This is a genomic window from Streptomyces sp. NPDC048473, from assembly GCF_043200155.1.
GTDB lineage: Bacteria > Actinomycetota > Actinomycetes > Streptomycetales > Streptomycetaceae > Streptomyces.
Window position 1 is genome coordinate 188,005 of the sequence record NZ_JBICXE010000006.1, and the last position, 26,853, is coordinate 214,857.

General features: G+C 68.7%; 21 protein-coding genes. 12 read left to right on the forward strand and 9 right to left on the reverse strand.

Translation table 11 applies throughout. The features are described 5' to 3' along the window. Positions 1 to 125: 125 nt before the first annotated feature. From ACGFU7_RS13280 to ACGFU7_RS13300, 5 genes are all read left to right on the forward strand, one after another. Positions 126 to 1,475 carry an L-fuconate dehydratase gene (locus ACGFU7_RS13280; RefSeq protein WP_393695209.1) on the forward strand — a complete coding sequence of 450 codons (1,350 nt, stop codon included), beginning with the start codon at positions 126 to 128 and terminating at the stop codon, positions 1,473 to 1,475. Then, complete coding sequence (locus tag ACGFU7_RS13285; RefSeq protein WP_393695211.1) at positions 1,472 to 2,251, forward strand: SDR family NAD(P)-dependent oxidoreductase; 780 nt, start codon at positions 1,472 to 1,474, stop codon at positions 2,249 to 2,251. Before ACGFU7_RS13280 ends, ACGFU7_RS13285 begins: the two co-directional genes overlap by 4 nt. A gap of 150 nt (positions 2,252 to 2,401) precedes the next feature. Further along, entirely contained in the window at positions 2,402 to 3,442 is a 1,041-nt protein-coding gene (locus tag ACGFU7_RS13290) for a sugar ABC transporter substrate-binding protein (protein WP_393695213.1), read from the forward strand. A 2-nt stretch (positions 3,443 to 3,444) separates the two neighbouring features. Next, complete coding sequence (locus tag ACGFU7_RS13295; RefSeq protein WP_393695214.1) at positions 3,445 to 4,968, forward strand: sugar ABC transporter ATP-binding protein; 1,524 nt, start codon at positions 3,445 to 3,447, stop codon at positions 4,966 to 4,968. Further along, entirely contained in the window at positions 4,965 to 6,017 is a 1,053-nt protein-coding gene (locus ACGFU7_RS13300) for an ABC transporter permease (RefSeq protein WP_393695216.1), read from the forward strand. Before ACGFU7_RS13295 ends, ACGFU7_RS13300 begins: the two co-directional genes overlap by 4 nt. A 99-nt stretch (positions 6,018 to 6,116) precedes the next feature. Here the strand turns inward: ACGFU7_RS13300 and ACGFU7_RS13305 are convergent, their stop codons facing one another. The 6 genes from ACGFU7_RS13305 to ACGFU7_RS13330 form a co-directional block, all read right to left on the reverse strand. Next, positions 6,117 to 6,788 carry a FadR/GntR family transcriptional regulator gene (locus ACGFU7_RS13305; RefSeq protein ID WP_393695218.1) on the reverse strand — a complete coding sequence of 224 codons (672 nt, stop codon included), beginning with the start codon at positions 6,786 to 6,788 and terminating at the stop codon, positions 6,117 to 6,119. A gap of 141 nt (positions 6,789 to 6,929) precedes the next feature. Beyond that, positions 6,930 to 7,988: an LLM class flavin-dependent oxidoreductase gene (locus tag ACGFU7_RS13310; RefSeq protein WP_393695220.1), complete on the reverse strand. Its 1,059-nt coding sequence runs from the start codon at positions 7,986 to 7,988 to the stop codon at positions 6,930 to 6,932. 145 nt (positions 7,989 to 8,133) lie between these two features. Then, positions 8,134 to 9,744, reverse strand: a complete 1,611-nt coding sequence (locus tag ACGFU7_RS13315; RefSeq protein ID WP_393695222.1) for an FAD-dependent oxidoreductase — start codon at positions 9,742 to 9,744, stop codon at positions 8,134 to 8,136. A gap of 5 nt (positions 9,745 to 9,749) precedes the next feature. Continuing rightward, positions 9,750 to 11,285, reverse strand: a complete 1,536-nt coding sequence (gene glpK / locus ACGFU7_RS13320) for a glycerol kinase GlpK (protein ID WP_393695224.1) — start codon at positions 11,283 to 11,285, stop codon at positions 9,750 to 9,752. 56 nt (positions 11,286 to 11,341) lie between these two features. Further along, on the reverse strand, positions 11,342 to 12,133 hold the full coding sequence (locus tag ACGFU7_RS13325; RefSeq protein ID WP_393695226.1) for an MIP/aquaporin family protein: 792 nt from the start codon (positions 12,131 to 12,133) through the stop codon (positions 11,342 to 11,344). Positions 12,134 to 12,381: 248 nt separating this feature from the next. After that, a complete protein-coding gene (locus ACGFU7_RS13330) occupies positions 12,382 to 13,146 on the reverse strand; it encodes an IclR family transcriptional regulator (protein ID WP_393695228.1) in 765 nt (254 codons plus the stop codon). Between the two features lie 238 nt (positions 13,147 to 13,384). Between ACGFU7_RS13330 and metH the strand changes: the two genes are divergently transcribed. The 3 genes from metH (at position 13,385) to ACGFU7_RS13345 (ending at position 19,687) form a co-directional block, all read left to right on the forward strand. Then, positions 13,385 to 16,897, forward strand: coding sequence for a methionine synthase (gene metH / locus ACGFU7_RS13335; RefSeq protein WP_393695230.1), 3,513 nt, complete (start codon positions 13,385 to 13,387; stop codon positions 16,895 to 16,897). 120 nt (positions 16,898 to 17,017) lie between these two features. After that, a complete protein-coding gene (locus ACGFU7_RS13340; RefSeq protein ID WP_393695232.1) occupies positions 17,018 to 17,719 on the forward strand; it encodes an HAD family hydrolase in 702 nt (233 codons plus the stop codon). Between the two features lie 366 nt (positions 17,720 to 18,085). Next, entirely contained in the window at positions 18,086 to 19,687 is a 1,602-nt protein-coding gene (locus ACGFU7_RS13345; protein WP_393695234.1) for an ABC transporter substrate-binding protein, read from the forward strand. Between the two features lie 64 nt (positions 19,688 to 19,751). Here the strand turns inward: ACGFU7_RS13345 and ACGFU7_RS13350 are convergent, their stop codons facing one another. Together ACGFU7_RS13350 and ACGFU7_RS13355 are read right to left on the reverse strand one after the other, a co-directional pair. Then, positions 19,752 to 20,423, reverse strand: coding sequence for a response regulator (locus tag ACGFU7_RS13350; RefSeq protein ID WP_393695236.1), 672 nt, complete (start codon positions 20,421 to 20,423; stop codon positions 19,752 to 19,754). 9 nt (positions 20,424 to 20,432) lie between these two features. Further along, positions 20,433 to 21,278 carry a RecB family exonuclease gene (locus ACGFU7_RS13355; RefSeq protein WP_393695238.1) on the reverse strand — a complete coding sequence of 282 codons (846 nt, stop codon included), beginning with the start codon at positions 21,276 to 21,278 and terminating at the stop codon, positions 20,433 to 20,435. 171 nt (positions 21,279 to 21,449) lie between these two features. Between ACGFU7_RS13355 and ACGFU7_RS13360 the strand changes: the two genes are divergently transcribed. The 3 genes from ACGFU7_RS13360 (at position 21,450) to ACGFU7_RS13370 (ending at position 24,476) form a co-directional block, all read left to right on the forward strand. Further along, positions 21,450 to 22,700, forward strand: coding sequence for a site-2 protease family protein (locus ACGFU7_RS13360; RefSeq protein WP_393695608.1), 1,251 nt, complete (start codon positions 21,450 to 21,452; stop codon positions 22,698 to 22,700). Between the two features lie 61 nt (positions 22,701 to 22,761). Continuing rightward, positions 22,762 to 23,667, forward strand: a complete 906-nt coding sequence (locus ACGFU7_RS13365) for a tRNA (adenine-N1)-methyltransferase (RefSeq protein ID WP_093541283.1) — start codon at positions 22,762 to 22,764, stop codon at positions 23,665 to 23,667. A gap of 230 nt (positions 23,668 to 23,897) precedes the next feature. Next, positions 23,898 to 24,476 (forward strand): hypothetical protein, encoded by a 579-nt coding sequence (locus ACGFU7_RS13370; protein WP_393695240.1) that lies wholly within the window; start codon positions 23,898 to 23,900, stop codon positions 24,474 to 24,476. A 39-nt stretch (positions 24,477 to 24,515) separates the two neighbouring features. On the opposite strand, the gene ACGFU7_RS13375 is transcribed toward ACGFU7_RS13370, so the two are convergent. Further along, positions 24,516 to 24,827, reverse strand: coding sequence for a ferredoxin (locus tag ACGFU7_RS13375; protein WP_393695242.1), 312 nt, complete (start codon positions 24,825 to 24,827; stop codon positions 24,516 to 24,518). Positions 24,828 to 25,068: 241 nt separating this feature from the next. Here ACGFU7_RS13375 and arc point away from each other — a divergent pair, with 241 nt between their 5' ends. Continuing rightward, positions 25,069 to 26,835 carry a proteasome ATPase gene (gene arc, locus ACGFU7_RS13380; protein WP_393695244.1) on the forward strand — a complete coding sequence of 589 codons (1,767 nt, stop codon included), beginning with the start codon at positions 25,069 to 25,071 and terminating at the stop codon, positions 26,833 to 26,835. Positions 26,836 to 26,853 lie beyond the last annotated feature (18 nt).

Consider the following 26,853-nt stretch of genomic DNA (forward strand, 5'->3'; position numbering starts at 1 on the left):
AGTCTCTGCATACATCCGAGCTGTGTCCAGTCAATTTCGTGCCGACCCTGGACGTTGGGGCCTTCTTGCCGCTATACATCGGATGACCAGAGCAGAGGTCCGATGTTATTCCCCTGGGGGCGCACATGAGTCAGACCGTCACGGATTTCGAGGTCCACGACATCCGTTTTCCGACCTCGGAACAACTGGACGGCTCGGACGCCATGAACCCCGACCCCGACTACTCGGCTGCCTATGTCGTACTGCGTACCGCCCCCGCTGACGGCACCGACAGCACTGACGGCACCGACGTCGAGGGGCATGGCTTCTGTTTCACCATCGGGCGCGGCAACGAGGTGATGGCCGCCGCCATCGAAGCGTTGCGCCCGTACGTGGTGGGGCGCCCGGCGCCCCGCACCGCGGCCGACCTCGCCGCGCTGCACCGCGAGCTCACCCATGACTCCCAATTGCGCTGGCTCGGCCCCGAGAAGGGCGTGATGCACATGGCGGCCGGTGCGGTCGTCAACGCCGCCTGGGACCTGGCGGCGAAGCAGGCCGGCAGGCCCGTCTGGCAGTTCCTCGCCGAGATGACGCCCGAGGAGCTCGTCTCCCTCGTCGACTTCCGCTATCTCACCGATGCACTCACCCCCGATGAGGCCCTCGCGATCCTGCGGGCCGCCGAACCGGGCCGGGCCGAGCGCGCCGAGCGGCTGCGCGCCGAGGGCTACCCGGCGTACACCACCTCGCCCGGCTGGCTGGGATACACCGACGACAAGCTGGTCAGGCTGGCGAAGGAGGCCGTCGCCGACGGCTTCACCCAGATCAAGCTGAAGGTCGGCGGCGACCTCGGAGACGACGTCCGCAGACTCGCCCTCGCCCGCGAGGCCGTCGGGCCGGACGTCCGGATCGCCGTCGACGCCAACCAGCGCTGGGACGTCGCCGACGCGGTGGAGTGGATGACCGCGCTCGCACCGTACGACCCGCACTGGATCGAGGAGCCGACCAGCCCCGACGACATTCTCGGCCACGCCGCAGTCCGCGCCGGACAGCCGGTCAAGGTCGCCACCGGCGAACACGTCGCCAACCGGGTCGTGTTCAAACAGCTGCTGCAGGCCGGAGCCGTCGACTTCGTCCAGATCGACGCGGCCCGTGTCGCGGGCGTCAACGAAAATCTGGCGATCCTGCTGCTCGCCGCCAAGTACGGCGTACCGGTCTGCCCGCACGCGGGTGGTGTCGGACTGTGCGAGCTGGTGCAGCACCTCTCGATGTTCGACTATGTGGCGGTCTCCGGCAGCTGGGAGAACCGTGTGATCGAGTACGTCGACCATCTCCACGAACACTTCGCCGACCCCACCGTGATCGAATCCGGCCGTTACGCCGCCCCGGGTTCCCCGGGCTTCTCCGCCCGGATGCTCCCCGAGTCGATCGCCGCACACCGCTATCCGGAGGGCCCCGTATGGCAGGCCCGCCGCACCACTGAGGAGGCTCACCGATGACCGGCACAAGCGACTTCGAGGGGATGAACGCCCTGGTGACGGGAGGCGCCTCCGGCATCGGGGCCGCCGTCGCGACCATGCTGCTGGCGCGCGGCGCACGCGTGGCCGTGCTCGACCGCGAGACCGCGGGCGCCCCCGACGGCACGCTCGCCCTCAAGGCGGACGTCACCGACGACGCGGCCGTACGCGAGGCGGTCGACCTGGCCGCCGGTGAACTGGGCGGCCTGCACACCGTCGTGTCCAACGCGGGCATCGGCTCCATCGGCACGGTCGAGGACAACGCCGACGACGAGTGGACCCGGGTCCTGGACATCAACGTCCTCGGCATGGTCCGCACCGCCCGGCACGCCCTGCCCCATCTGCGGCGTGCGGCGGCCGAGCGCCCCGGCGCCGTCTCGATCACCCAGACCTGCTCGATCGCCGCGACCGCCGGACTGCCGCAGCGCGCCCTGTACAGCGCGAGCAAGGGCGCGGTCCTCTCGCTGACCCTCGCGATGGCCGCCGACCACGTCCGCGAGGGCATCCGGGTCAACTGCGTCAACCCGGGCACCGCGGACACCCCGTGGATCGGCCGGCTCCTCGGGCAGGCCGACGACCCGGCCGCCGAGCGTGCCGCGCTGGACGCCCGCCAGCCGCTGGGACGGCTGGTCTCGGCCGACGAGGTGGCCGCCGCGATCGTCTACCTGGCGAGCCCCGCCGCTGCCTCGGTCACCGGCACGGCACTGGCCGTCGACGGCGGAATGCAGGGCCTGCGCCTGCGCCCCGCCGAGAGCTGATCAGGGGAGCGCGGCCCCCGGGTCTGCCCGGCGTTTCAGGGCCGGCCGGACAGGCCCGAGCCTTACCGACGGGCCGCACTCCTGCGCACCATGCACCGCCGCTTTGCCAACAGAACTCCGAGCCGGTACTCCACAAAGGACGGGACACCAATGAGAGTGCGTACGACGAGTGCGGCAGCCTGCGCCGTACTGCTGGCCGTTACTGCCCTCGCGGGCTGCAACCGCGAGTCCACCGCTGACGGCGCGGGCGGCGGGAAGGTCGGCATCGACCTGCCGCGCAGCGACAGCGACTTCTGGAACTCGTACCAGAATTACGTGGAGAAGGGGGTCAAGGCGGGCGAGGTCAAGGCACTGCCGCTGACCAACTCGCAGAACGACATCGGCAAGCTGGTCGCCAACGTCCAGACCTTCACCGACCAGGGCGCCAAGGCCGTAGTGATGGCACCCCAGGACACCGGTGCGATAGCCGAGTCGCTCAACACACTGAACGAGAAGAAGATCCCGGTCATCAGCGTCGACACCCGCCCCGACAAGGGCAACATCTACATGGTGGTGCGAGCGGACAACAAGGCGTACGGGACCAACGCCTGCAAGTACCTCGGCGAGCAGCTCAAGGGCAAGGGCAAGGTCGTCGAATTCCAGGGCGACCTCGCCTCGATCAACGGCCGCGACCGGTCCGAGGCGTTCAAGTCCTGCATGGACAAGGAATTCCCCGGCATCAAGGTCTTCGAGCTGGCCACCGACTGGAAGGGCGATGTCGCCTCCGCCAAGCTCCAGGCCACCCTGGCCGCCAACCCCGACATCAACGGCATCTACATGCAGGCCGGGGGTGTCTTCCTGCAGCCCACCCTCGCGCTCCTGGAGCAGAAGAAGCTGCTGAAGCCGGCCGGTGCGCCGGGCCACATCACGATCATCTCCAACGACGGCATTCCGGAGGAGTTCGACGCCATCAAGGCCGGGAAGATCGACGCGACGATCTCCCAGCCCGCCGACCTGTACGCGAAGTACGCGCTGTACTACGCCAAGGCCGCGCTGGACGGGAAGACCTTCAAGGTGGGCCCGACCGACCACGACTCGAACATCATCAAGATCCCCAACGGCCTGGAGGACCAGCTCCCGGCGCCGCTGGTGACCAAGGACAACGTCGACGACCCGAAGCTGTGGGCCAACCAGCTGGAGAAGAAGAACTAGCCATGGACCAGGCACCACCACCTGCCGTACAGGCGGAAGGCGTTGTCAAACGCTTCGGGCCCACCGTGGCGCTCGACGGGGTCCGGCTCACCGTGCAGCCCGGTGAGTCCCATGCCCTCGTCGGCCGCAACGGCGCGGGCAAGTCGACGCTGGTCAGCGTTCTGACCGGACTCCACAAGGCGGACGCGGGCACGGTCACGTTCGGCGGGCAGCCCGCGCCCGCCTTCGGGGACACCACGGCCTGGCAGTCGAAGGTCGCCTGCGTCTACCAGAAGTCCATGGTCGTCCCCGATCTGACGGTCGCCGAGAACCTCTTCCTCAACCGGTTCGACGACAGCGCCCGCTGGATCGGCTGGGGGAAGCTCCGCAGGCGCGCCGAGCGGCTCCTCGCCGACTACGGGGTGCAGGTCGACCCCAGCACCAGGGCGCGCGATCTCGCCGTCGAGCAGCGGCAGTTCGTCGAGATTGCCCGGGCGCTGTCCTTCGGCGCCCGGCTGATCATCCTGGACGAGCCGACCGCCCAGCTCGATGCCCGCGGTATCGGGCGGCTCTTCGACAGGCTCAGGGAACTGCAGAGCCAGGGAGTGGCGTTCCTCTTCATCTCCCACCATCTGCAGGAGGTGTACGAACTGTGCACGGCGGTCACCGTCTACCGCGACGCCCGCCATGTGCTGACCGCCCCGGTCGCCGACATCGCCAAGACGGAACTGGTGGCGGCGATGACCGGAGAGCGGTCCGCCGGCGCCACCGCCTGGCACGCGAACGGTGACGGTCCGGCGGTACGGGACGAGTCGGCCGCCCCCGTCCTGCGTACCGAAGGGCTCACCCTGGAGGGCCAGTTCGAACCGCTGGACCTGGAGGTCCGCCCCGGCGAGGTGCTCGGCCTCGCCGGCTCGGCGGCCAGCGGCAACACGGCCCTGGGCGAGGCCCTGGCCGGTATGCGAAAGGCGGGCGGCGGCACGGTCTCCGTACACGGAAGAACCGTGCGCACCGGCAGTGTGCCGCACGCGCTGGACGCCGGGATCGGCTACATCCCCGAGGACCGGCACGACCAGGGCCTCGTCCTGGAACGCAGCGTCGCCGAGAACGCCACCCTCACGGTCACCGACCAGCTCGGCCCGTGGGGGACCGTACTGCCCTCCCGTACAAGGGAGTTCGCACGGTCGATGATCGCCTCGCTGGACATCAAGACACAGGGGCCCGAGCAGCCGGTCTCCGGACTCTCCGGCGGCAACCAGCAGAAGGTGGTCGTCGCCCGCGCGCTGGCCCGCAAGCCGAGCGTGCTGGTGGCCGTGCGGCCCACCGCGGGTGTGGACGTCAAGTCCAAGGACTCGCTGCTCGGAGTCGTGCGGCGGGTCGCCGACGAGGGAAACGCCGCAGTGATCATCTCGGACGAGCTGGACGATCTGCGGGTCTGCGACCGGGTGCTCGCCCTGTTCCACGGGCGTGTGGTCGCAACATTCGCAAGCGGGTGGACCGACGGGGAACTCGTCGCCGCCATGGAAGGTGTGGGGGAACGGGAATGACCGGCACGGTACGGCCCCCGGCGGCCGACGGCATCGACAGCGGGCCGAAGGGCTCCCTGACGGGCGAGAGCCCGCTGGACCGGCTGAAGCTGATCCGGTGGAGCGACTTCTCCCTGGTACCGGTGATTCTGGTGCTGATGGTGATCGGGTTCATCGTCTCGCCGGTGTTCCTGACCTCCGAGAACCTGATCAGCGTCGTCCAGCAGTCCTCCGAGCTGAGCCTGCTGGTTCTGGGCCAGGCGCTGATCCTGATCTGCGGACGGATGGACCTGTCACTGGAGTCGACGATCGGCATCGCGCCGGTCGTCGCGATGTGGCTGGTCCTGCCCGCCGAGGGCGGCCGCTTCGCCGGCCTCGGCCTGCTGCCCACCTGGTCGGCGATCCCGCTCTGTCTGCTGGTGGGCCTCGCGATCGGTGCGGTCAACGGCTTCCTGATGCTGAAGCTGAGAGTCAACGGCTTCATCGCCACGCTCGGCATGCTCACCATGCTGCGCGGCCTCCACATCGGCATCACCGAGGGCAAGTCCATCACCGACGTCCCGGAGTCCTTCCGCTACCTCGGCAAGAGCGAGTGGCTCGGCGCACCGGCCGCCGTCTGGATCTGCCTGGCGCTGTTCGCCATCGGTGGCGCCGCGCTGGCCTGGCTGCGCCATGGACGCTCGCTGTACGCCATCGGCGGCAACCCGGAAGCGGCGCGCGCCGCGGGCATCCGGGTGGACCGGGTCACCTGGATCGTGCTCGCCATCGGCGGTCTGCTGGCGGCCTTCGCGGGCATCCTCTACACCGGCCACTACGGATCGGTCGCGGCGACGCAGGGCAACGGCTGGATCTTCCAGGTGTTCGCCGCCGCGGTCATCGGCGGCATCAGCCTCAAGGGCGGGCGAGGCACTCTGTTCGGTGCGCTGACCGGCGTACTGACGCTCCAGCTGGTGGTCAATGTGATGACCCTCGGCGGTGTCCCGGCGCTCTGGAACCAGTTCCTCAACGGCGCGATCATCATCGTCGCCCTGGTCATCTCCCGCTTCGCGAGCGGTGAGAAGCAGGACTGACGCCCGCTCACGCAACGCCGGCGGGGCTGATGGTTCTCAGCCCCGCCGGCGTTTGAGGCGCGGGGTCCGGGGCGGAGCCCCGGTCACCCACCGGCCCCGCTACAACGTCGACCGCAACCACTGCTCCACGCTCGCCACATGCACCGTCGCCCAGGCCCGCGCAGCCTCCGCATCCCGGTCCCGCAGCGCCGACACGATCGCCCGGTGCTCATGGAGCGTGCGGCTGACCGCGTCCTCCTGCGTCAGACCGCGCCAGACCCGCGCCCGCGTCGTCGGTCCCGACAGCCCGTCGAGCAGCGAGCAGAGCACCGAGTTCCCGGACGACTGCACGATCCCGCGGTGGAACTCCAGATCGCAGGCGACCAGCTCCTCCACCGATGGCTGCGCGCCCAACGCGTCCAACTGCGAGCTCAGTACGTCCAGTTGGGCCTCGCTGATCCGGGTGGCCGCCATCGCCGTCGCGGCCGGTTCCAGGATTCGGCGGACCGCGAGGAATTCGAGCACCGTGTCGTCGCGGTGGAAGTCCACCACGAAGCTCAGCGCCTCCAGCAGCAACTGCGGATCGAGGCTGGTCACATACGTGCCGTCGCCCTGCCGCACATCGAGAATGCGGATCAGCGACAGGGCGCGCACCGCCTCCCTCAGAGAGTTGCGGGAGAGCCCCAGCTCCGCCGCGAGTTCGCTCTCCTTGGGGAGCCGGTCGCCGGGCCGTAGCGTACCCGAGACGATCATTCCCTTGATCTTCTCGATCGCCTCGTCGGTGACAGCCATGACGGTCCTCCTGGATCCGGACTGGAATCAGACATCCGATGTCTCTCTCCATTATGCGGGTCGGAAGAGGCGGATGGACCAGGTCTGCCGCAGGTCGTCCCAGGTGCGGGGCCACCGCACGTTCATCGGGGCCGGGCGGGATCAGTCCCAGAGCGCGGACGGTGCCTCACGCCGCACCACCGGAGCGATGTCCTCCGCGAACCGCTGCAGCGTCTCGGTCTGCTCCGGGTGGCTCAGTCCGAAGCCGTCCACGGAAATCGACTGGAGATCGTGTCCGTACACCTCGTGCCAGCCGAGGATCTTGTCGATGATCTGCTGCGGGCTGCCGATCAGCTGGGGCCCGTCCGCGATGGCCTCCTCGATCGTCCTGAACGGCGTGTTGTAGCCGGCCCGGCCCTCCAGATGCGGCCGGAAGGACTGCTTCACCTTCGCGTCGTACAGCTCCTTGTAGCGCTCCACCGCCTGCTGCGAACTGTCGGCGATCAGCAGCCCGCCCGACCCCGCCGCCACACGCGCGCGGGCCGGATCGTGACCGTACGCCTCGAACCGTTCCCGGTAGTGGTCGATCAGCCGGGCGTACGCCGCACGGGGCTGGATGGCATTGGCGGTGAACAGCGGATCGCCGTGGAGCGCCGCCAGTTCCGGGGAGTTGAGGCTGGTCGCCGAGCCGTGCCAGATGCGCGGCGCCCCGGCGTACGGGCGCGGCAAGGTCGTCGTGTTCTTCAGCGCGGGCCGGAACTCGCCCTCCCAGTCGACGCCCTCCTCGGTCCACAGCCGCCGCAGCAGCTCGTACTTCTCCTTCTGGAGGTCCCACTGCCGCTCCTCGGCGAGGCCGAAAAGGTCGAAGTGACCGGCCTCCGCGCCCTTTCCGACGACCAACTCGATCCGGCCCCTGGATATCTGGTCGAGCGTCGCGAAGTCCTCGGCCACCCGCACCGGATCGAGGATCGCGACGACCGTGACACCGGTCAGGAGCCGGATGGCGGAGGTACGGGCCGCCAGCGCACCGAGCACCACACTCGGGCTCGACGAGAGGAAAGGACCGGCATGCCGCTCGCCGATCGAGTACGCGTCGAAGCCGAGCCGCTCCGCGACGACTCCGGTCTCGATCACCTCCTCGAACCGCTCGGCGGGGGAGGGGAGGCGGCCGGTCAGCGGGTGCGGGGCGTGGCCGATGAGGGAGAGCACGGAAAACTTCATGGCTCAACTGTCCCCGCGCCGTATTGCACCCGTATGGCGGCCGTATGGCGTGTTCCCCGGACTGCGGTCCTTCCGACGCCGTTCCGGCACACGGACGGGGCGGCTCCCCCCTTGGGAGCCGCCCCGTCCGATCCGTACGACCCCGTCAGCTCCGGTCGCCGAGCATGGACTCGACACCGGCCCGGATCTCGTCCGTCGCCAGGCCCCGGATCGTCAGCGTCGTGCGGCGGCGCAGCACATCGTCCGCCGTCTCGGCCCACTCGTGATCACGTGCGTAGACGACCTGCGCCCAGATCTCCGGCGCGTCCGGGTGGATGCGCTCGGCCAGCGCCGGGTTCTCGTTCGCCAGCCGTGCGATGTCGAAGGAGAGCGAGCCGTAGTGCGTGGCGAGGTGGCGGGCCGTGTCGGCTGCCATCCGCGGACCGGGCGTGCCGCCGTCGACCAGCAGCCGGTGCGCCACCGCGTTCGGGTTGGCGATGCCGGGCAGCGGGAGCTTCTTCGGCAGGCGCGAGATCGGCTCCATGTCCTCCGCGAGGGGGTGCCCGGGGAGCGCGGCCAGCTTGTTCATCACCGTACGGCCGATGTGGCGGAACGTCGTCCACTTGCCGCCCGCGACCGACAGCATCCCGCCGCGGCCCTCCGTCACGACCGTCTCGCGCTTGGCCTTGGACGTGTCGCCCGGGCCGCCCGGCAGCACCCGCAGGCCCGCGAAGGAGTATGTGATCAGATCGCGCGACAACTGCTGGTCCTTGATGGAGAACGCCGCCTCGTCGAGGATCTGCGCGGTGTCCTTCTCATTGACCGCGACGTCCGCCGGATCGCCCTCGTACTCCTCGTCCGTCGTACCGAGCAGCAGCATGTCCTCCCACGGCAGGGCGAACGTGATGCGGTACTTGTCGATCGGGGTGGCCAGCGCGGCCTTCCAGGGACGTGTGCGCTTCAGCACCAGGTGCGCGCCCTTGGACAGACGTATCGAAGGCGCCGCGTTCGGGTCCTCCATCTTGCGCAGGTGATCGACCCAAGGACCGGTGGCGTTCAGCACGAGGCGGGCGGTGACGCCGAACTCCGTGCCGTCCGTACGGTCCTCCAGGTCGGCGCCCGTCACCCGGCCCTTGGTGAACCGAAGCCCGGTCACCGCCGCGTGGTTCAGGACGACCGTACCCGCGTCGACGGCCGCGCGGACCGTCATCAGCGCCATCCGGGCATCGTTCATCTGGTCGTCGCCGTAGACCGCGACGGCCTTCAGATTGTCCGTACGCAGCTCCGGCACATCGCGCTGCGCCTTCGCCGGGCTGATCACATGCCCGACCCCGTCACCGAACGCGGAGAGCGCCGAGTACGCGAACACACCCGCGCCGAGCTTGGCCGCGCCGTGCGGGCCGCCCTTGTAGACCGGCAGGTAGAAGGTGAGCGGATTCGCCAGGTGCGGGGCGACCTGACGGGACACCGCGCGCCGCTCGAAGTGGTTCTCCGCGACCAGCTTCACCGCGCCGGTCTGCAGGTAGCGCAGACCGCCGTGGAGCAGCTTGGAGGAGGCGGAGGAGGTGGCACCGGCGAAGTCGCCGGCGTCCACCAGGGCCACCCGCAGCCCGGACTGCGCGGCGTGCCAGGCGGTGGAGATGCCCAGGATGCCGCCACCGATCACCAGGAGGTCGTACGTCGCCTTGGAGAGCTGCTCCCGAGTCTCGGCGCGGCTCGGAAGGGAGCCGGAGGCCGGGTGCGTCCCGAGTGACGGGACGCTCTGCAGGGTGGTCATTGTGATTACTCCTCGACTGTGCTGTCTTCGAGCCAGCCCATGGACCGTTCCACGGCCTTGAGCCAGCTCTTGTACTCGCGGTCGCGGGTGTCCGCGGCCATGCGGGGTGTCCACTCGGCGGCCCGGCGCCAGTTGGCGCGCAGCGCGTCGGTGTCCGGCCAGAAGCCGACGGCGAGACCGGCGGCGTAGGCGGCGCCGAGGCAGGTCGTCTCGGCGACCATGGGCCGCACCACGGGTGCGTCCAGGAAGTCGGCGAGCGTCTGCATCAGCAAGTTGTTGGAGGTCATGCCGCCGTCGACCTTCAGGGCGGCGAGCTCGACACCGGAGTCCTTCGTCATGGCGTCGGTGATCTCGCGGGTCTGCCAGGCGGTGGCCTCCAGGACGGCACGGGCGATGTGCGCCTTCGTGACGTACCTGGTCAGACCGGCGATGACGCCGCGGGCGTCGGAGCGCCAGTACGGGGCGAACAGACCCGAGAAGGCGGGCACGAAGTACGCACCGCCGTTGTCCTCGACCGACGAGGCCAGCGTCTCGATCTCGGCCGCGGACTTGATCAGGCCCATCTGGTCGCGCATCCACTGCACCAGCGAGCCCGTGACGGCGATGGAGCCCTCGAGGGCGTACACCGGCTTCTGGTCGCCGATCCGGTAACCGACCGTCGTCAGCAGTCCGTTGTACGAGTTGACGGGCGTCTCACCGGTGTTCATCAGCATGAAGGTGCCGGTGCCGTATGTGGACTTGGCCTCGCCCTCGGCGAAACAGGTCTGGCCGAAGAGGGCCGCCTGCTGGTCGCCGAGCGCGGAGGCGACCGGGACACCGTCCAGGACGCCGCCCTTGGCGGTGCCGTACACCTCGGCGGAGGAGCGGATCTCGGGCAGCACGGCCGCCGGGATCTCCATGGACGTGAGGATCTTGTCGTCCCACGCCAGGGAGTGCAGGTTCATCAGAAGGGTGCGCGAGGCGTTGGTGACGTCGGTGACATGGACGCCGCCGTCGGTGCCACCGGTCAGGTTCCAGATGACCCAGGAGTCCATGGTGCCGAAGAGGATGTCGCCGTGCTCGGCGCGCTCGCGCAGTCCCTCGACGTTGTCGAGCAGCCAGCGGACCTTGGGGCCCGCGAAGTACGAGGCGAGCGGCAGACCGGTCTCGCGGCGGAAGCGGTCCTGGCCCACGTTGCGGCCGAGCTCCTTGCAGAGCGCGTCGGTGCGGGTGTCCTGCCAGACCAGGGCGTTGTGGACGGGCTCACCGGTGTTCTTGTCCCAGAGCAGCGTGGTCTCGCGCTGGTTGGTGATGCCGATCGCCGTCACATCGGCGGAGGTGATGCCCGCCTTGACGATGGCGCCGGCGACGACTTCCTGGACGTTCTCCCAGATCTCGGTCGCGTTGTGCTCGACCCAGCCCGGCTTCGGGAAGATCTGTTCGTGCTCCTTCTGGTCGACGGAGACGATCCGGCCGTCCTTGTCGAAGACGATGCAGCGGCTGGAGGTGGTGCCCTGGTCGATGGCCGCGATGAACGGGCCGGTGGTGTGTGCGTCGGTCACGGTGTGCTCCCGGAAGTCTGTGTGGTCTTGAGGGTTACGGCTCTGTGCACCACGGCTCAGGCGAAGGCGACGTTGTAGAGCCCGCCCGCGATCGCGCCGCCGATGAGCGGTCCGACGACCGGGATCCATGCGTAGCCCCAGTCGGAACCGCCCTTGTTCGGCAGCGGCAGCAGCGCGTGCACGATACGCGGACCGAGGTCGCGTACCGGGTTGATTGCGTAACCCGTCGGCCCGCCGAGCGAGAGACCGATGCCGACGACGAGAAGAGCGGTGACGAGGGCACCGAGCGTGCCGAGGCCGTTGCCGTCGTTGTTGAGGCCCTGGGTGAGGATCCCCAGGACGAGCACGACGGTGGCGATGACCTCGGTGACGAGGTTCTGCACGGCGTGCCGGATCTCGGGGCCGGTGGAGAAGATGCCCAGCACCGGGCCCGCCTTCGGGGCGGCGGCCTTGTCGACCATGCCCTCTTCACCCGGCTGGGCGCCCAGGATCTCCGGATCGGTGAGATGCGCCCGGAACTGCCCGTAGTACGTCAGCCAGACCAGGACCGCGCCGATCATCGCGCCGAGCAGCTGGGAGCCGAGGTAGAGCGGTACGTCGCTCCACTTGGTGCCGCCCTCGATCGCGAGACCGATCGTGACCGCCGGATTGAGGTGCGCGCCGGACACGCCACCGGCCAGATACGCGCCCGCCAGCACGGCGAAACCCCACCCGAACGTGATGGCGAGCCAGCCGGCGTTCTGCGCCTTGGAGCGCTTGAGAGTGACGGCGGCACAGACACCACCGCCGAGAAGGATGAGTACGGCGGTACCTATGGTCTCGCCGATGAAGATGTCGGAGCTGGACACCCGCGACTCCTTTGTCCTTGGTCCAGGGAAGCCGAACCCCGGGTCCCTCCGGTGGTCCGCGCCCTCGTGTGAGGGCGTTTTCCGGCCCTTGGCGCTGTCACACCCTAACGCGTATTCCCGTTAGCTGTTCGACAATGCCGACCGATGAACGGCAGTGTTTCTCCCAGGTGAATCAGGCGTCAAGGGTTGTGTGGCCTATAACTCGATCGTTACCGACGGCCCGTCGGTAACGATCATCGCCGTGGCGGTCAGAAGCGCCGGGCGCCCAGATCCCTGGAGACCGCACGGGCGCAGTCCCGTACCGCGGCGATCAGCTCGGGGCGCAGCTCCCCGTCCGCGCAGACCCGCTCCACCGCGCCGGTCACGGCCACCGCGCCGACCGGCATCCGCCGCCGGTCGTGGATCGGGGCGGCCACCGCGGCCACGCCCTCCCAGGTCTCCTCCACGTCGGCCGCCCAGCCGCGGGCCCGGATCAGGTCGAGCATCGCCTCGAACTCCTCCGGGTCGGTGACGGTGTGCGGCGTGAAGGACTGCCGCTCGGCCTCCAGGACCTCGGTGTGCGCCACCGGGTCGTACGCCGCGAGCACCTTGCCCAGGGCTGTGGAGTGCAGGGGCTGCATGGCCCCGACCTCCAGGACCTGCCGGCTGTCGTCGGGCCGGAAGACGTGGTGGACGATGAGGACGCCCTGCTGGTGCAGGACTCCCAGATGGGTGCTCTCGCCGCTGGAGCGGGCCAGGTCGTCCGTCCAGACGAGCGCGCGTGCCCGCAGCTCGTGGACGTCCAGATAGCTGTTGCCCAGGCGCAGCAGCTCGGCGCCCAGCTGATAGCGGCCGGACGCCGCGTCCTGCTCGACGAAGCCCTCGTGCTGGAGCGTGCGCAGGATGCCGTGTGCGGTGCCCTTGGCCAGGCCCAGTGAAGAGGCGATGTCGGACAGACCCAGCCGACGCTCGCCGCCTGCCAGCAGGCGCAGCATCGCCGCCGCCCGCTCCAGCGACTGGATGTTCTTGGCCATCGCGCCGTACTCCTCCACCTCGGTTCGACAATGCTGAACACTATCGGTCGATGCCGACCTATGCTCGATCGCACAGGAAAACCGCGGCACCACTCCGATCCGGACATCCCCCGCACAGCATGCCGTCCGTTCCGTGGGACGGAGTGACGGCCCCGGGCACCGCCCGGCTACGCTGGCCTGGTGCGCCTTCCGCCGAAGACGCAAAGCCGACAGCCGTCGCATCCCAGGGAGTACATCCATGGCCTCGTCGCCGACCCCTTCCGCCGACAGCCGGAACCGAGCCGAAGCCCTCCGCGAGGCACTTGCCACCCGGGTGGTGGTGGCCGACGGTGCCATGGGCACCATGCTCCAGGCGCAGGACCCCACCCTTGAGGACTTCCAGGACCTCGAAGGCTGCAACGAGATCCTGAACGTCACGCGCCCCGACATCGTGCGCTCCGTGCACCAGGAGTACTTCGCCGTCGGCGTGGACTGCGTCGAGACGAACACCTTCGGCGCCAACCTGGCGGCCCTGGGTGAGTACGACATCCCCGAGCGGGTCTTCGAACTCTCCGAGTCCGGCGCGCGCATCGCCCGCGAGGTCGCCGACGAGTTCACCGCCTCCACCGGACAGCAGCGCTGGGTGCTCGGCTCCATGGGCCCGGGTACGAAGCTGCCGACGCTGGGCCACGCCCCGTACACCAAGCTCCGTGACGCCTACCAGCAGAACGCCGAGGGCATGATCGCCGGCGGCGCCGACGCCCTCCTGATCGAGACCACCCAGGACCTGCTGCAGACCAAGGCCTCCATCATCGGCGCCCGCCGCGCCCTGGAGGCCACCGGCGCCAACCTGCCCGTGATCTGCTCCGTCACCGTCGAGACGACCGGCACGATGCTGCTCGGCTCCGAGATCGGCGCGGCGCTCACCGCCCTGGAGCCCCTCGGCATCGATCTCATCGGCCTGAACTGCGCCACCGGCCCCGCCGAGATGAGCGAGCACCTGCGCTACCTCGCCCGCCACGCGCGCATCCCGCTCGCCTGCATGCCGAACGCCGGCCTCCCCGTGCTCGGCAAGAACGGCGCGCACTACCCGCTGTCCCCGGCCGAGCTGGCCGACGCCCAGGAGACGTTCGTCCGCGAGTACGGCCTCTCGCTGGTCGGCGGCTGCTGCGGTACGACCCCGGAGCACCTGCGCCAGGTCGTCGAGCGGGTCCGCGGCGTCGCCGTCACCCCCCGCAGCCCGCACCCCGAGCCGGGCGCCGCGTCCCTCTACCAGACCGTCCCGTTCCGCCAGGACACCTCGTACCTCGCGATCGGCGAGCGTACGAACGCCAACGGATCGAAGAAGTTCCGCGAGGCCATGCTGGCGGCCCGCTGGGACGACTGCGTGGAGATGGCCCGCGACCAGATCCGCGAGGGCGCCCACATGCTCGACCTCTGCGTCGACTACGTGGGCCGCGACGGCGTGGCGGACATGGAGGAGCTGGCCGGCCGCTTCGCCACCGCCTCCACCCTCCCGATCGTGCTCGACTCCACCGAACTGCCCGTCCTGCGGGCCGGCCTGGAGAAGCTCGGCGGCCGTGCCGTCCTCAACTCCGTCAACTACGAGGACGGCGACGGACCCGAGTCCCGCTTCGCCAAGGTCACCGCGCTGGCCGCCGAGCACGGCGCCGCGCTGATCGCCCTGACCATCGACGAGGAGGGCCAGGCCCGTACCGTCGAGCACAAGGTCGCCATCGCCGAGCGGCTCATCGAGGACCTGACCGGCAACTGGGGCATCCAGGAGTCGGACATCCTCATCGACACCCTGACCTTCACCATCTGCACCGGTCAGGAGGAGTCCCGGGGCGACGGCATCGCCACCATCGGGGCCATCCGCGAACTGAAGAAGCGCCACCCCGACGTCCAGACCACGCTGGGCCTGTCCAACATCTCCTTCGGCCTCAACCCGGCCGCCCGCGTCGTCCTGAACTCCGTCTTCCTCGACGAGTGCGTCAAGGCCGGTCTCGACTCGGCGATCGTGCACGCCTCCAAGATCCTGCCGATCGCACGCCTCGAAGAGGAGCAGGTCAAGGTCGCGCTCGACCTCATCCACGACCGCCGCGCCGAGGGCTACGACCCCCTCCAGAAGCTCATGGAGCTCTTCGAGGGCGTCAACATGAAGTCGATGAAGGCAGGCAAGGCCGAGGAACTCCTTGCCCTGCCGCTCGACGAGCGCCTCCAGCGCCGCATCATCGACGGCGAGAAGAACGGCCTGGAGAGCGACCTCGACGAGGCCCTGCAGTCCCGCCCGGCCCTCGACATCGTCAACGACACCCTCCTGGAGGGCATGAAGGTCGTCGGCGAGCTCTTCGGCTCCGGACAGATGCAGCTGCCGTTCGTGCTCCAGTCCGCCGAGGTCATGAAGACCGCGGTCGCCCATCTGGAACCGCACATGGAGAAGTCCGACGCCGAGGGCAAGGGCACCATCGTCCTGGCCACCGTCCGCGGCGACGTCCATGACATCGGCAAGAACCTCGTCGACATCATCCTGTCCAACAACGGCTACAACGTCGTGAACCTCGGCATCAAGCAGCCCGTCTCCGCGATCCTGGAGGCCGCCGAGGAGCACCGCGCCGACGTCATCGGCATGTCCGGTCTCCTGGTGAAGTCCACCGTGATCATGAAGGAGAACCTGGAGGAGCTGAACCAGCGCAAGCTGGCCGCCGACTTCCCGGTGATCCTCGGCGGCGCGGCCCTCACCCGGGCCTATGTCGAGCAGGACCTCCACGAGATCTACGAGGGCGAGGTGCGCTACGCCCGCGACGCGTTCGAGGGGCTGCGCCTGATGGACGCCCTGATCGCGGTCAAGCGCGGCGTCCCCGGCGCCACCCTCCCCGAACTCAAGCAGCGCCGCGTCCCCAAGCGCGACACGGCGGTACTGGAGGTCGACGAGCCGGAAGAGGGCGTCCGCTCCGACGTCGCCGTCGACAACCCGGTCCCCGAGCCTCCGTTCTGGGGCACCCGGGTCGTCAAGGGCATCCAGCTCAAGGAGTACGCGTCCTGGCTCGACGAGGGCGCGCTCTTCAAGGGCCAGTGGGGCCTCAAGCAGGCCCGCGCCGGTGACGGGCCGACGTACGAGGAGCTCGTCGAGACCGAGGGCCGCCCGCACCTGCGCGGCTGGCTCGACAAGCTCCACACCGAGAACCTGCTGGAAGCCGCCGTCGTCTACGGCTACTTCCCCTGCGTCTCCAAGGGCGACGACCTGATCCTGCTCCACGAGGACGGCTCCGAGCGCACCCGCTTCACCTTCCCGCGCCAGCGCCGCGGCCGCCGCCTCTGCCTCGCGGACTTCTTCCGCCCCGAGGAGTCCGGCGAGACGGATGTGATCGGGCTCCAGGTCGTCACCGTCGGCTCCAAGATCGGCGGCGAGACCGCCAAGCTCTTCGAGGCCAACTCCTACCGCGACTACCTGGAGCTGCACGGCCTGTCCGTACAGCTGGCCGAGGCCCTCGCCGAGTACTGGCACGCCCGGGTCCGCTCCGAGCTCGGGTTCGGCGGCGAGGACCCCGCCGATGTCGAGGACATGTTCGCGCTGAAGTACCGCGGCGCGCGCTTCTCGCTCGGTTACGGGGCCTGCCCCGACCTGGAGGACCGGGCGAAGATCTCCGAGCTGCTCCAGCCCGAGCGGATCGGCGTGCATCTCTCGGAGGAGTTCCAGCTGCACCCGGAGCAGTCCACCGACGCGATCGTCATCCACCACCCGGAGGCGAAGTACTTCAACGCGCGGTAAGAAGCTGTTCAGCGCGCGGTCGCAGGACAAGTCGTACACTGGTCGGTCCAGTGCAGGCCGGTCGCCCTTCCCACGGGAAAAGGCGGCCGGCCTTCTCGTCCCTCACGGAAGGTGTGCCGGATGACCAGTACGGTTCCCGCGTCCATGACCCGCACGGCCGAAGGCGCCGCGCTGCAGGCCGTCCTGCTCGACATGGACGGCACCCTCGTCGACACCGAGGGCTTCTGGTGGGACGCCGAAGTGGAGGTCTTCGCCGAGCTCGGGCATCAGCTCGACGAGGCCTGGCGGGACGTGGTGGTCGGCGGGCCGATGACCCGCAGCGCCGGCTACCTCATGGATGTCACCGGCGCGGACATCACCCTCGCCGAACTCACCGTGCTGCTCAACGACCGCTTCGAGAAGCGCATCGGCCGCGGTGTGCCGCTGATGCCGGGCGCGGCACGGCTGCTGGCCGAGCTGGCCAGGCACGAGATTCCCACCGCGCTGGTTTCCGCCTCGCACCGGCGGATCATCGACCGGGTACTGGACTCGTTGGGCCACCACCACTTCTCCCTCACCGTCGCGGGCGACGAGGTCTCCCGTACGAAGCCGCACCCGGAGCCCTATCTCACCGCTGCGTCCGGCTTCGGGGCGGCCCCCGAGCGCTGTGCGGTCATCGAGGACACCGCGACCGGCGTCGCGGCGGCGGAGGCCGCGGGCTGCCGGGTGGTCGCCGTACCGTCCGTCGCACCGATCGCCCCCGCCTCCGGCCGAGTGATCGTACGTTCGCTCGAAGAAGTCGATCTCGCATTTCTCCGGGGCCTGGTCACAGGAATGCAGTGATACGCACACCGAGAGTGTTTCTGTGAATGAATCGAAAAACTCTCGGCGTCGGATGGTGCATTTTCTGTCGTACGCAAGTGTGTGCAAGCCGGGTGCACAACAAAGGACAGAAAAGGTCATGGGCGTGAGCTTTATCACCTGAATGACCTCCAAAGGCTTCTCAAGATCTACCGAGGCGTCCGCTTTGGTGTGTCGAAGTGTCCTGATTAGTGAGGACCTGTACGGAACCGGCCCGGCCGGGGGAAACGGCTAGCTGCTATTTCCCATCACCGTCTGATTGCGCATCGGGACATCTCCGGTCCGGCATTGCCGACGACGCCTACTAATGTCGCTTTCTCAATGCACGGATGAGGGAGAGCGTCCAAGATGAACCGCAAGACTCTGGTGCTGCCGGCCGTCGTCGGCCTGCTCGCACCCGCACTCGCCGCCTGCGGCGCGTCGGGCGACGGGGGCGATGGCAAGGCCGCCATCGTTGTCGGCACCACGGACCAGGTCGTCGCCTCCAAGGACAACCCCGCACCGCTCGACCCCGCCATCGGCTACGAAGCGGGCGTATGGAATGTGCTCCGGCAGACCGTGCAGACCCTGGTGCATGTGCCGCGCGGCGGCGGCGCGCCGGTGCCCGAAGCCGCGGAGAGCTGTACCTTCACGGATACGCAGAACGAGAGCTACCGCTGCAAGCTGCGCAGCGGCCTGAAGTTCGCCGACGGCAAGGCGATCACCGCCGATGATGTGAAGTACTCCATCGACCGGGTCATCCGCATCGATGCCGCCAACGGGCCCGTCGCCCTGCTCGCCGGCATCGACACGATCGAGACGCAGGGCGATCGGGAGGTCATCTTCCATCTCCGCACGCCGGACGCCACGTTCCCGTACAAGCTCGCCACCCCGGTCGCCGGGATCGTGCCGCGGAGCAAGTACGCGGCGAAGTCCGCACGTACCGGATTCCAGGTGGACGGCTCCGGCCCGTACACCATGAAGGCGGAAATCGAACACAACCAGGTCGTCAAGGTCCTCTTCACCAGGAATCCCCACTACAAGGGGGATCTGAAGGTACGGAACGACAAGGTCGAGCTGGATCTCTTCCCCGATTCGAAGTCGATGGGCAAGGCCCTCGACGACAAGAAGATCGACATGATGACCCGCACCATGTCGCCCAAGCAGTCCCAGCAGCTGCTGGAGAACCCCAAGACCGGCATCAAGCTCACCGAGATGCCCGGTCTCGCCATCCGCTTTCTCGGCTTCGACACCAATGACCCGGCCGTGAAGAGCAAGGCCGTCCGCCAGGCCATGGCCCAGGTCATCGACCGCGGCGAGATCGCGAGCAAGGTGTACGGCACCACGGCCGAGCCGCTCTACTCGCTGATCCCGTCCGGCATCGCCGGGCACACCAACTCGTTCTACAACAAGTACGGCGAGCCCAGTACCGCGAAGGCCGCGGCGACCCTGGCCGCCGCGGGCATCGACACCCCGGTGAAGCTCACCCTGCACTACACGACCGACCACCTCGGCGCCGCCACAGTCACCGAGTTCGAAGCCCTGAAGAAGCAGTTCAACGACACGGGGCTGTTCGACGTCACCCTCAAGGGCGCCGCCTGGGAGAAGTACCGCCCCGCGGAGCTGCGCGGCGACTACGCCGTCTACGGCATGGGCTGGTTCCCCGACTTCCCGGACCCCGACAACTACACGGCGCCGTTCCTCGACAAGAACAACTTCCTCAACTCGCCCTACAAGTCGACCCTGGCCCAGAAGACGCTCATCCCGCAGTCCCGCCGGGAGACCGACCGCAGCGCCTCGGCCAAGACCTTCCAGCAGCTCCAGGACATCGTTGCCAACGACGTTCCTGTACTGCCGATCTGGCAGGGCAAGCAGTACGTCGCCTCCCGCGAAGACCTCACCGGCGTCGAGTGGGCGGTCAACTCCTCCGCCGATCTCCAGCTCTGGGAGCTGGGCGACGGCACCGTCTGAGCACGGACGACGCCCCGGCCGTGCGGCCGGGGCGTCGTCGTTCCAGGACCGGCTCCCGGTTCGCTCACTGGGCGCCGGGGCGCACCAGGCCGCTCTCGTACGCGTACACGGCCGCCTGTACCCGGTCGCGCAGACCGAGCTTGGTCAGCACATGGCCGACATGCGTCTTGACCGTCGTCTCACTGACGAACAGATCGGCGGCGATCTCCGCATTCGACAGACCACGTGCCACCAGCTTCAGCACCTCGACCTCACGGTCCGTCAGCGTGTGCAGGGTGTCGGGCACCGGCTCCTCGCCGGACGGCAGATGGTCCGCGTACTTGTCGAGCAGCCTGCGGGTGATGCTCGGGGCGAGCGTTGCCTCGCCCGCCGCGACCACGCGGATGGCCTGCACCAGCTCATTGGCCGGAGCGTCCTTCAGCAGAAAGCCGCTGGCACCGGCGCGCAGCGCCTCCACCACGTACTCGTCGAGATCGAACGTGGTCAGCACCAGCACCTTCGCCGGACCGTCCCGGCCCGGACCGGTGATCTGACGCGTCGCCTCGACGCCGTCCATCCGCGGCATACGAATGTCCATCAGGACCACATCGGGCTGCAGCGCCCGCACCTGGTCGAGAGCCTGGAGACCGTCACCGGCCTCGCCCACCACCGCGAGATCCCCCTCCGCCTCCAGAATCATCCGGAAGCCGGTGCGCAGCAGCGGTTGGTCATCGACCAGTAGGACGCGGATAGCCACAGGGTCTCCTTAAGGTCCTTCGAGGGCCACAGGCCGGCCGGCCTCAGCACGGACCGGATCCATTCTGCCCTGGACATCCTGCTCCGACTCCGCCGGGCGTACCGACAATGGATAAACCGGGGGAGTGCCACCGAATTCGGGGCAGACCGACTGGTGGTCGCACCAGCCGCAGAGCTTCGTCGGCCGGGGCCGCCACTCACCCGTCTCCGTCGCCAGCCGGATCGCGTCCCAGAGCGCCAGCAGCTTCCGCTCGACGCGCTCCAGATCCGCCACCACCGGGTCGTACGTCATGATGTCGCCGCTGCCGAGATAGACGAGCTGGAGCCGGCGCGGCACCACGCCCTTCAGCCGCCAGATCACCAGGGCGTAGAACTTCATCTGGAAGAGCGCGCCCTCCGCGTACTCCGGGCGCGGCGCCTTCCCCGTCTTGTAGTCGACGATCCGGACGTCGCCCGTCGGCGCCACATCGATCCGGTCGATCACCCCGCGCAGCCGCAGCCCCGAGTCCAGCTCCGTCTCGACGAAAAGCTCCCGCTCGGCGGGCTCCAGGCGCGTCGGATCCTCCAGCGAGAACCATCGCTCCACCAGGCTCTCCGCCTCCGAGAGCCAACGCGCCAGCCGCTCGCCCCCGGCATCCTCCGCGAACAGCTCCGACAGCTCCGGCTTCGACTCCAGCAGCCGGTCCCACTGGGCGGGGATCAGCGCTGTGGCCCGGCCGGCCGTGCGTTCCACCGCCGGGTTGTCGAAGAGCCGCTCAAGCACCGCATGCACCAGCGTGCCCCGGGTCGCCGCTTCGCTGGGCTTCTCCGGCAGTTTGTCGATGACCCGGAAGCGGTACAGCAGAGGACACTGCATGAAATCGCTCGCCCGCGACGGCGACAGGGACGAAGGCGGCCGAGGAGGCCGCGGCAGGGAGGTCATGCCGAAGACCCTACGGCCCGCCACTGACAACCGGCGGCATACCATCGACCACACACCCTCGAACACTGCATGATCGTGCCGTACGGCACCGACCGAAGGGACCTCGTGGACGAGAGCGGCGACAGCGGGCGGCCGCAGCCCGGCGCAGGGGGAACGGGCCCCGGCGCCGGCCCCGAGAAGGGCGAACCGCGGCGCCCCGAAGAGCCCGGCGGCGGCCTGCTCATGGGCCGTCCCTTCGGAGTGCCCGTGTACGTCGCGCCCAGCTGGTTCCTCGTGGCCGCACTGATCACCTGGGTGTTCGGCGGTCAGCTCGAACGGGTACTGCCCGAGCTCGGCGCGGCGCGCTATCTGGTCTCCCTCTTCTTCGCGATCGCCTTCTACGCCTCCGTACTCGTCCACGAACTCGCCCACACGGTCGTCGCGCTGCGCTACAAGCTGCCGGTGCGCCGCATCCAGCTCCAGTTCTTCGGCGGTGTCTCCGAGATCGAGAAGGAGTCCGAGACCCCCGGCCGCGAATTCGTTCTCGCCTTCGTCGGCCCCCTGCTCTCCCTGGTGCTCGCCGGGCTCTTCTACGCAGGGATGGCGTTCGTCGAGCCCGGCACCGTGCCCGGTGTCCTCCTCGCCGGACTGATGATCTCCAACCTCCTGGTGGCCGCCTTCAACCTCCTCCCCGGCCTCCCGCTCGACGGCGGACGCATGCTCCGCGCCGTCGTCTGGAAGATCACCGGCCGGCCGATGAGCGGCACCGTCGCCGCCGCCTGGGTCGGCCGCGCGCTCGCCGTCGTCACCCTCATCGGCCTCCCGCTGCTCACCCACACCGGCTCCTTCGGGAACAACCCCCGAGACCTCAGCGGCTTGGACACCGTCACCGACGCGCTGCTCGCCGCCATCCTCGCCGCCATCATCTGGACCGGGGCGGGCAACAGCCTGCGCATGGCCCGTCTGCGCGAACACCTTCCCGAACTGCGCGCCCGCACCCTCACCCGGCGCGCCGTCCCGGTGGAGGCCGCCACCCCGCTCTCCGAGGCCCTGCGCCGCGCCAACGAGGCGGGCGCCCGCGCCCTCGTCGTCGTCGACGGACATGGCGAACCCCAGGGCGTCGTCCGGGAGACGGCCATCGTCACCGTCCCCGAACACCGCCGCCCCTGGGTCGCCGTCAGCGGCCTCGCCCAGGACCTCACCGAGGGCATGAAGATCTCCGCCGAGCTGTCCGGCGAAGCACTCCTGGACAGGCTCAAGGCCAACCCCGCCACCGAATACCTCGTCCTTGAGGAGACCGGCGAGATCTACGGCGTGCTGTCCACCTCCGACGTCGAACGGGCATTCGTGGCCGCCCTGGCCAGGCCCGCCGCCTGACCGCCCGGTATCTGCCCGGGCTCGCGGTCGGAGCGTGGGGAATCACCGGTACGCTGGTCACATGTCTGAACCGACCGGTGCCGCCCGCCGACGCGGGCCCTTCAAGGTCGGGGACCAGGTCCAGCTCACCGATCCCAAGGGACGCCACTACACCTTCACGCTCGAAGCCGGAAAGAATTTCCACACCCACAAGGGTTCTTTCCCGCACGACGAGCTGATCGGTGCCCCCGAGGGCAGTGTTGTCCGAACCACGGGAAACGTCGCCTACCTCGCGCTGCGCCCCCTGCTCCCCGACTACGTCCTGTCCATGCCCCGCGGCGCCGCCGTGGTCTACCCCAAGGACGCGGGGCAGATCCTGGCCTTCGCCGACATCTTCCCCGGCGCCCGCGTCGTGGAAGCCGGCGTCGGCTCCGGCTCGCTCTCCACCTTCCTGCTGCGCGCCATCGGCGACCAGGGCATGCTGCACTCCTACGAGCGCCGCGAGGACTTTGCCGAGATCGCCCAGCAGAACGTGGAACGCTACTTCGGCGAACCGCACCCCGCCTGGCAGCTCACCGTCGGCGACCTCCAGGACAACCTCTCGGACACCGATGTCGACCGTGTCATCCTCGACATGCTCGCCCCCTGGGAGTGCCTGGAGGCTGTTTCCAAGGCGCTCGTGCCCGGCGGCATCCTCTGTGCCTACGTCGCGACCACCACCCAGCTGGCGCGGACCGTCGAGTCCATTCGCGAGATCGGCTGCTTCGCCGAACCGCAGCCCTGGGAATCGATGATCCGCAACTGGCACGTCGAGGGTCTGGCCGTCCGCCCGGACCACCGGATGATCGGCCACACCGGCTTCCTCGTCACCGCCCGCCGTCTGGCCGACGGTGTGGAGGCCCCGCTGCGCCGCCGCCGCCCGGCCAAGGGCGCCTACGGTGAGGACTACGACGGTCCCGGCAGCCAGAGCGGCTCCTCCCGCGGCTGAGCCGCACAACGTACCGGCGCCGCCGCCGAGTTCCCGGACCGACCCGGGAACTCGGCGGCGGCGCCTTTTCGTTGTGCGGTACGCAAGCGCATCCGTGCCGACCCCACCGTTCCCCTGTGCTGTGAGGTGTGGCACGATGCTGGCCACCCCCACGCCACCGCGGACGTCCCACCGGCGGCACCGCCCACCCAGGCATCCTCGAACCACAGGAACCACAGGAGACATCCCGCGTGCAGACCTCCGAGCTCCCGGACCTCGCGCACACCGACACCAAGCCGCTGCACTGGCTCGCCACCGCGACAGCCATGGCCGCTGTCGTCGCAGCCGCAGGCATGCTCCAGCCGGACCCCGCGGCCTCCGCCTCGACCCCCCACGGCACCACCGCGCAGCACGGCACCGCGGCAGTCGCCGCACCTGATCCGGAGCGGGCGGCCTTCCCACTGGAATGCGGCGGGCTGGAGAACACAGTGGCCAAACAGGCACCTGGCGACCTCGACGGCGACGGCCGCCCCGAGACCGTCGCCGTGGTCCACTGCGCGGCCGGATCCGGCACCCCGCCCAGCGGCGTCTACGTCCTCACACAAGGAAGCGGGGCCGCACCCAGGATCGTGGCGACCCTGGTGGACCCCGCCCAGAAGATGAGCGTCGGCGATTTCGCGGTGCGTGACGGAATCATCTCCGCCACCCTGCTCGGCTACTCCTCGGCCGCGGTACCGGGCTGCTGTCCCGACCAGCAGGAAAAGGTCACCTGGCAGTGGCAGAGCGGCGCATTCGTCCGCGCCACGCATGCCGCCCCGAGCAGCGCCTGAGCGGTCACTGTGCGTGATCGTCCGCCCGGAACCGCCGGATCAGGCGGCCTCGGGACCGTACACCTCGACGCTGTCCGAAACGCGACGTACATGGATGCAGTCGCCCGGGCACTCCTTGGCCGAATCGACCACATCCTGAAGAAGCGGCAGCGGTACGGGTGTCGTCGCGCCTTTGTCCTGCAGCAGCTCGTCGTCGCTGCTCTTCACATACGCCAGACCGTCGATGTCCAGCTCGAACACCTCGGGTGCGTACTGCACGCAGATACCGTCTCCCGTGCAGAGGTCCTGGTCGATCCAGACCTCCAGGTCCTGCGTCTCGCTGCCGGTGGGAGCGTCCTGCTGCACGGTCATTTCTCCTGCCGTTTTCTGCGTATCCGGACCAAAAGTAGCCAGTCCTGACGGGTGTTGAACGGTTCGACGATACAACCGGCCGCTTTCCGATGTTGAAGGGTGGGTATCCCCCTGACACGAGGGGGAACGCAAGGGTGAAGATCGGACACACCCCGCAGTCTTTGTGATCTAGGGGTTTCAATCATCACCCACCCAGGTAGGGTCAGGAAGCGTCCAGCTCCCCTTGGAGGAGGTGAGGACCGTGGCAGCCCACGACGACGACATCAACCGCGGCATCCGGCCCGGGCGGGGGTCAGAAGACCCAGCCGGCCAGGTCGCCTATCTCGAGCAGGAAATCGCCGTCCTGCGACGTAAGCTCGCCGACTCTCCGCGCCATACGAGGATTCTCGAAGAGCGGATCGTCGAGTTGCAGACCAACCTGGCAGGCGTGTCCGCGCAGAATGAGCGGCTAGCCAACACACTCCGCGAGGCCCGCGACCAGATCGTGGCCCTCAAGGAAGAAGTCGACCGGCTCGCACAGCCGCCGGCCGGCTTCGGTGTGTTCTTGCAGGGCAATGAGGACGGCACCTGCGACATCTTCACCGGGGGCCGCAAGCTCCGGGTGAATGTCAGCCCCAGCGTTGAGCTCGACGACCTCCGGCGCGGCCAGGAAGTCATGCTCAATGAAGCGCTCAACGTGGTCGACGCCATGGAATTCGAGCGGGCCGGAGACATCGTCACCCTCAAGGAAATCCTTGAGGACGGCGAGCGGGCCCTGGTCATCGGGCACACCGACGAGGAACGGGTGGTACGGCTCGCCGAGCCACTGCTGGACATCACCATCCGCCCCGGCGACGCCCTGCTGCTCGAACCCAGGTCCGGCTACGTCTACGAAGTGGTCCCCAAGAGCGAGGTCGAAGAGCTCGTCCTCGAAGAAGTACCGGACATCGACTACGACAAGATCGGCGGCCTGGGCGACCAGATCGAGCTGATCCGGGACGCGGTCGAGCTCCCCTACCTCCACCCCGACCTCTTCAAGGAACACGAACTGCGGCCACCGAAGGGCATCCTGCTCTACGGTCCGCCCGGCTGCGGCAAGACACTCATTGCCAAGGCAGTGGCCAACTCCCTTGCCAAGAAGGTCGCCGAAGTCACCGGCCAGCCCACGGGCAAGAGCTACTTCCTCAACATCAAGGGCCCGGAACTCCTCAACAAGTACGTCGGCGAGACCGAGCGGCACATCCGCCTGGTCTTCCAGCGTGCCCGTGAGAAGGCGAGCGAGGGCACCCCTGTCATCGTCTTCTTCGACGAAATGGAGTCCCTCTTCCGCACCCGGGGATCCGGCGTCAGCTCGGACGTGGAGAACACCATCGTCCCCCAGCTGCTCGCCGAGATCGACGGCGTCGAGGGCCTGGAGAACGTCATCGTCATCGGCGCCTCCAACCGCGAGGACATGATCGACCCCGCGATCCTGCGCCCCGGCCGCCTCGATGTGAAGATCAAGATCGAGCGCCCCGACGCAGAGGCCGCGAAGGACATCTTCGCGAAGTACCTCACGCCTTCGCTGCCCCTGCACGCGGACGACCTCTCGGAGCACACCGGCTCCAAGGAAGCCGCTGCGCACGCCATGATCCAGTCGGTCGTCGAGCGGATGTACACCGAGTCCGAGGAGAACCGCTTCCTCGAGGTCACGTACGCCAACGGCGACAAGGAAGTCCTCTACTTCAAGGACTTCAACTCCGGCGCGATGATCCAGAACATCGTCGACCGGGCCAAGAAGATGGCCATCAAGGCCTTCCTCGACCAGGGCCAGAAGGGCCTTCGCGTCTCCCATCTCCTCCAGGCATGCGTGGACGAGTTCAAGGAGAACGAGGACCTGCCGAACACCACGAACCCGGACGACTGGGCCAGGATCTCCGGCAAGAAGGGCGAGCGGATCGTCTTCATCCGTACGCTCGTCACCGGAAAGCAGGGCGCAGACACCGGTCGTTCCATCGACACGGTGGCGAATACCGGGCAGTACCTGTAGAACGCAGACCGGCTGCGG

What these genes read in the sequence shown, in the direction of transcription:
- ACGFU7_RS13280 (WP_393695209.1), top strand. Translation starts at nt 126, where the DNA reads ATGAGTCAGACCGTCACGGATTTCGAGGTCCACGACATCCGTTTTCCG.
- ACGFU7_RS13285 (WP_393695211.1), top strand. Translation starts at nt 1,472, where the DNA reads ATGACCGGCACAAGCGACTTCGAGGGGATGAACGCCCTGGTGACGGGA.
- ACGFU7_RS13290 (WP_393695213.1), top strand. Translation starts at nt 2,402, where the DNA reads ATGAGAGTGCGTACGACGAGTGCGGCAGCCTGCGCCGTACTGCTGGCC.
- ACGFU7_RS13295 (WP_393695214.1), top strand. Translation starts at nt 3,445, where the DNA reads ATGGACCAGGCACCACCACCTGCCGTACAGGCGGAAGGCGTTGTCAAA.
- ACGFU7_RS13300 (WP_393695216.1), top strand. Translation starts at nt 4,965, where the DNA reads ATGACCGGCACGGTACGGCCCCCGGCGGCCGACGGCATCGACAGCGGG.
- ACGFU7_RS13305 (WP_393695218.1), bottom strand. Translation starts at nt 6,788, where the DNA reads ATGGCTGTCACCGACGAGGCGATCGAGAAGATCAAGGGAATGATCGTC.
- ACGFU7_RS13310 (WP_393695220.1), bottom strand. Translation starts at nt 7,988, where the DNA reads ATGAAGTTTTCCGTGCTCTCCCTCATCGGCCACGCCCCGCACCCGCTG.
- ACGFU7_RS13315 (WP_393695222.1), bottom strand. Translation starts at nt 9,744, where the DNA reads ATGACCACCCTGCAGAGCGTCCCGTCACTCGGGACGCACCCGGCCTCC.
- ACGFU7_RS13330 (WP_393695228.1), bottom strand. Translation starts at nt 13,146, where the DNA reads ATGGCCAAGAACATCCAGTCGCTGGAGCGGGCGGCGGCGATGCTGCGC.
- metH (WP_393695230.1), top strand. Translation starts at nt 13,385, where the DNA reads ATGGCCTCGTCGCCGACCCCTTCCGCCGACAGCCGGAACCGAGCCGAA.
- ACGFU7_RS13340 (WP_393695232.1), top strand. Translation starts at nt 17,018, where the DNA reads ATGACCAGTACGGTTCCCGCGTCCATGACCCGCACGGCCGAAGGCGCC.
- ACGFU7_RS13345 (WP_393695234.1), top strand. Translation starts at nt 18,086, where the DNA reads ATGAACCGCAAGACTCTGGTGCTGCCGGCCGTCGTCGGCCTGCTCGCA.
- ACGFU7_RS13355 (WP_393695238.1), bottom strand. Translation starts at nt 21,278, where the DNA reads ATGCAGTGTCCTCTGCTGTACCGCTTCCGGGTCATCGACAAACTGCCG.
- ACGFU7_RS13365 (WP_093541283.1), top strand. Translation starts at nt 22,762, where the DNA reads ATGTCTGAACCGACCGGTGCCGCCCGCCGACGCGGGCCCTTCAAGGTC.
- ACGFU7_RS13375 (WP_393695242.1), bottom strand. Translation starts at nt 24,827, where the DNA reads ATGACCGTGCAGCAGGACGCTCCCACCGGCAGCGAGACGCAGGACCTG.